This is a genomic window from Fluviibacterium sp. S390, assembly GCF_049800695.1.
Lineage (GTDB): Bacteria > Pseudomonadota > Alphaproteobacteria > Rhodobacterales > Rhodobacteraceae > Meridianimarinicoccus.
Genome location: NZ_JBNAFN010000055.1, coordinates 1 through 3,413 on the forward strand (window position 1 = coordinate 1; position 3,413 = coordinate 3,413).

General features: G+C 57.2%; 6 protein-coding genes and 2 pseudogenes. 2 read left to right on the forward strand and 6 right to left on the reverse strand.

The features are described from left to right. Positions 1 to 104 (forward strand): annotated as a pseudogene (locus ACP15K_RS20185) (IS5/IS1182 family transposase); the annotation flags it as partial. A gap of 147 nt (positions 105 to 251) precedes the next feature. Here the strand turns inward: ACP15K_RS20185 and ACP15K_RS20190 are convergent. From ACP15K_RS20190 to ACP15K_RS20200, 3 genes are read right to left on the reverse strand one after another with little or no spacing between them, the layout of a single operon-like run. Continuing rightward, positions 252 to 839: a head-tail connector protein gene (locus tag ACP15K_RS20190; protein WP_424991451.1), complete on the reverse strand. Its 588-nt coding sequence runs from the start codon at positions 837 to 839 to the stop codon at positions 252 to 254. Continuing rightward, positions 836 to 1,231, reverse strand: a complete 396-nt coding sequence (locus ACP15K_RS20195) for a hypothetical protein (protein ID WP_424991452.1) — start codon at positions 1,229 to 1,231, stop codon at positions 836 to 838. The genes ACP15K_RS20190 and ACP15K_RS20195 overlap by 4 nt, the downstream gene beginning before the upstream one ends. After that, positions 1,228 to 1,443: a hypothetical protein gene (locus ACP15K_RS20200; RefSeq protein ID WP_424991453.1), complete on the reverse strand. Its 216-nt coding sequence runs from the start codon at positions 1,441 to 1,443 to the stop codon at positions 1,228 to 1,230. Before ACP15K_RS20200 ends, ACP15K_RS20195 begins: the two co-directional genes overlap by 4 nt. Before the next feature lie 211 nt (positions 1,444 to 1,654). Between ACP15K_RS20200 and ACP15K_RS20205 the strand changes: the two genes are divergently transcribed. Then, positions 1,655 to 1,852 (forward strand): helix-turn-helix transcriptional regulator, encoded by a 198-nt coding sequence (locus ACP15K_RS20205; protein WP_424991455.1) that lies wholly within the window; start codon positions 1,655 to 1,657, stop codon positions 1,850 to 1,852. A 229-nt stretch (positions 1,853 to 2,081) separates the two neighbouring features. Here the strand turns inward: ACP15K_RS20205 and ACP15K_RS20210 are convergent. From ACP15K_RS20210 to ACP15K_RS20220, 3 genes and pseudogenes are all read right to left on the reverse strand, one after another. Beyond that, positions 2,082 to 2,327 (reverse strand): annotated as a pseudogene (locus tag ACP15K_RS20210) (integrase core domain-containing protein); the annotation flags it as partial. Positions 2,328 to 2,357: 30 nt separating this feature from the next. Beyond that, positions 2,358 to 3,197: an IS3 family transposase gene (locus tag ACP15K_RS20215; RefSeq protein WP_424991454.1), complete on the reverse strand. Its 840-nt coding sequence runs from the start codon at positions 3,195 to 3,197 to the stop codon at positions 2,358 to 2,360. Next, positions 3,194 to 3,413: integrase core domain-containing protein (locus ACP15K_RS20220; protein ID WP_424991422.1), on the reverse strand; the 220-nt coding region annotated here is incomplete at its 5' end. The genes ACP15K_RS20215 and ACP15K_RS20220, both read right to left, overlap by 4 nt.

A 3,413-nucleotide genomic window follows, 5' to 3' on the forward strand; every position in this document is an offset into this window, starting at 1 on the left:
GAAGACTGAAAGACTGGCGGCGTGTGGCCACTCGCTACGACCGATGCCCAAAAGTCTTCCTCTCAGCCATCGCATTGGCCGCAACCGTCATGTTCTGGCTTTGAGACAAGAACGAGTCCTGACCCTAGGCTTCCAGTTGCGGAACCTGGCCCGCTTGGCCATGTCCGTCGCAAATTTCTTGGTCCAAGCGTTGGATGCTCTCTCCGCCACAACGGGCATGTGATAGAGCAGCCGTTCAATGTCCGTATCGATCATGCGCGGACCCCCCGATACTTTCCGATGATCCGGGCAGCATGGGGCGACCTCCATGTGCCATCGCCGGGCTCAGCAACGCCGCGCTGGTCATAGGCAGATGCAGCCTGGTCCAGTATGGCGTGTTGCAGGTCGGCCGGGACGGTCATTGCGTCAGGGCCGAACCCAGCTTCATAGGCGATCAGAAGGGTTGTGCTACCGACCTGCAGGGCCTTTGGCAGTTGGCCATCATCGATCAACCTCAGGTAAGGACGCATGCCCCCACGCAGCTGGTATTGGGACGGTGTCAAGGCAACAGATGATTGCCCCGGTTCCTCCCAATGAACCGTGACGGCGGCACCGTTCAGAACCGGGCCGATCGGCAGAGATACACGGGTGCCGGGTAGGTGCGGCCCGGCAAGCTCAACGTCGATCCACTGCGTGACCAGGGCAACCTGTGCAAGGTCTTCGATCTCGTAGGCGGCGGCCAGTGCCATCTGTTCGAGCTCATAGGCGCTTTCGCCTGGATGCTCCCGAAGATGCATACTGAGGTGTGGCGGCGACACGGGCGGAATCGTGGTTCGGGGCAATCGGCGATCGTATTTCATGCGGCGGCCTCCATTGCCGTAGCGCGTTGCAGGAAGGCGGATTGATTGGCCTCGGCCATGACTTCGAAGCAGGCCAGGCAATAGGCCTTCCTCTCGGTCTCTGTGGCGCTGTGCGCCCAGAGGCGGGCCTCAAGCATTGCGCCAAGGAAAGAGCTGGCGGGCATTCCAGCCGCCCTCAGGGCCGCTGCGGCGACTTGTTCGGCTTGAGCGGGGTCAAGGCTGCTCAGGGTAGCGAATGCCATACCGGCGCGATCTTCCAGAGAAAGGCGGTGTGCAGCGATCGTGCTGAAAGCCGCCCAGGCTTCGGACGTTCCGAGGGTCAGGCTATACCCCAACGCCCGCGATATGCTCTTGTAGGCCGGGCGCATGTATTTTTTGAGGAACGCGGTCATACAAGCGCCCCCCAATGCATTGCCAATATGGGAAAGGCTGCGATATGATCGCCGCAGAGATAGACGCCTTCCACAACGTCTTTAGCCCCGGTTGCGATCGCCGTCGCGCCGGGGTTTTCGTTTTCGATTACGATTTTTTTACTATCTTCAACACCTAAGGTATTGATTTCAAATGATGCCCTTGTCCTCTCCTGGGCACCATTAATTCTCATAAGTTTCTGCTTTTAATACAGAAACTGTCATGAAGAATTTTCAAGCCCCCGTTTAGTCCACCCCTTTTGCAGCGATGCTATGTGCCATTATGTTCCGCGAGGCGCATATTAATTGTATCAACCCACCATTCTGACCTAGCATACCGACCTCTCGGGAGACTTGTTGAAACCTGAGGGCATCGCGTTGCTCTCCAATCATGGAGACTTCGTGATGAGGATACTTTCAAAACGTCAGGTGAAGGAGCTTGTTCTGTACTCACCCCAACACATAGCCCGACTGGAGAAGGCAGGCCTATTCCCCAAGCGGGTACCGCTGGGCCCTAACCGGGTGGGCTGGGTTGAGAGTGAAGTGCTGGACTGGCTTCAAGAACGCTTGGCGCAGCGAGAAGAACCAAACCGACACTCCTGATTTCAGGAGCTGGGTGGCCGGGGTTGCAAACCTGGCCACCCGACATAGCCGGCCCAAAGCCGCCGTCCGCCGGGGACATTAGATGCTGCGCTGCGGCCCGTCGAACCGGCCATTCGCTGCAACCGCAAGATCCGATGATGGGTGAATTCACATATTGCGGGACAAAGCGCCATTTCTCTGCATTTGCATCGATGATTGCAATCGGCGCTCAGCTGACCTTCCCCCGCGATTAGGGCCGGGGTGATCCAGAATCTTCCGGTTGGGTTTGAGTGTTGAGCGACAGCGTGGAGACCGCAAGAGTCTCAAGCGCTGGCGCGGTGGTTTTTATCAGGAACTCCGTTGGGGATAGATATCCGAGTGCCGAATGTGGGCGCTCGGTATTGTAGTGGTGGCGCCACCGGCCGATCTCTTCGCGGGCGTGTGGTAGCGAGCGGAACCAGTGCAGGTTTAAGCACTCGTCCCGGAACTTGCCGTTGATGTATCGACCCAGCGGAATCTGCTCAGGTTAGGCTGCTAGTTTGAATGCCTCGTTTGGCGTGCGCATGGCAAGCGCCTGATGCGGACGCTTTTGATTGTAGAACTGGATCCAGTCGCCAATCGTGCGGCTCGCATGTGCCAGGCTTTCGAAGCGATGGCGATGAGCGCACTGCTCTTTCAGTGACCGGATCAAACGTTCCATCATCCCGTTCTGCTGCGGACAATGTGGTGTGATGAACTCTTGGCGTAGACCATAGCTACGAACGAGTTTGGTGTAGGCGCGAGACGTAAAGACCAGGCCATTGTCGCTGCGAAGAAGAAACGGCTCATCGACTTTGCCTAGCGTGCCGAACCTGGCGATCAGCGCGTGTTCAAGTGCTGACACTGCTGTCGTGGCCTTGCCGGATCGTGACAGGTGCCAGCCCAAAAGCTCTCGCGTGTGGCAATCCATGACAAGCGCCAACGTGGCCCAACCGTCTCTTCCAGCCCAGACGCGGCACAGGTCGGTTGACCAGCGTTCGTTGGGCCTCTCTGCAACGGATGGCAAAGCCTCAACGCGTGGTCTGGCCCCGATGGATCGTTTCCGAACCTGCCAACCCTTAATCTGGAAAATGCGCTGCACGGTGTTTCTGTTGAACCCAAGAAGCCGGGCGACGGTGCGATGTCCGAAAGACGGCTCTTGTTCGATGAGCGCTTTGATCGGCGCGACGAACTTGTCGTCTAATTTTGGCGCGGCCTTTGTCGGTTTGTAGTAGAACGTGCGACGAGGGACATCGAACCACGCGCAAAGTTTGGTCACCGGCACTGACCTGAGACCCAACTCTCCTCCAGATTTTAGGAGAATCCGCGTATTGATTTGTGGCTTCATGCGGCCAGTTTTTGCAACGTGATTTTGGCCACAAATTCGTTGGGCGTGAGATTTCCCAGTGATGAATGGGGCCGGTTTTGATTGTAGTCCTCCTTCCACTTGGTGATCTCTAATCGGGCGTCTGCTAACGACGAGAACAGCGTTTCGTTCAGGCATTCGTCCCGGAAGCTGCCGTTGAAACTTTCAATGAAAGCGTTCTGTGTTGGCTTACCGGGA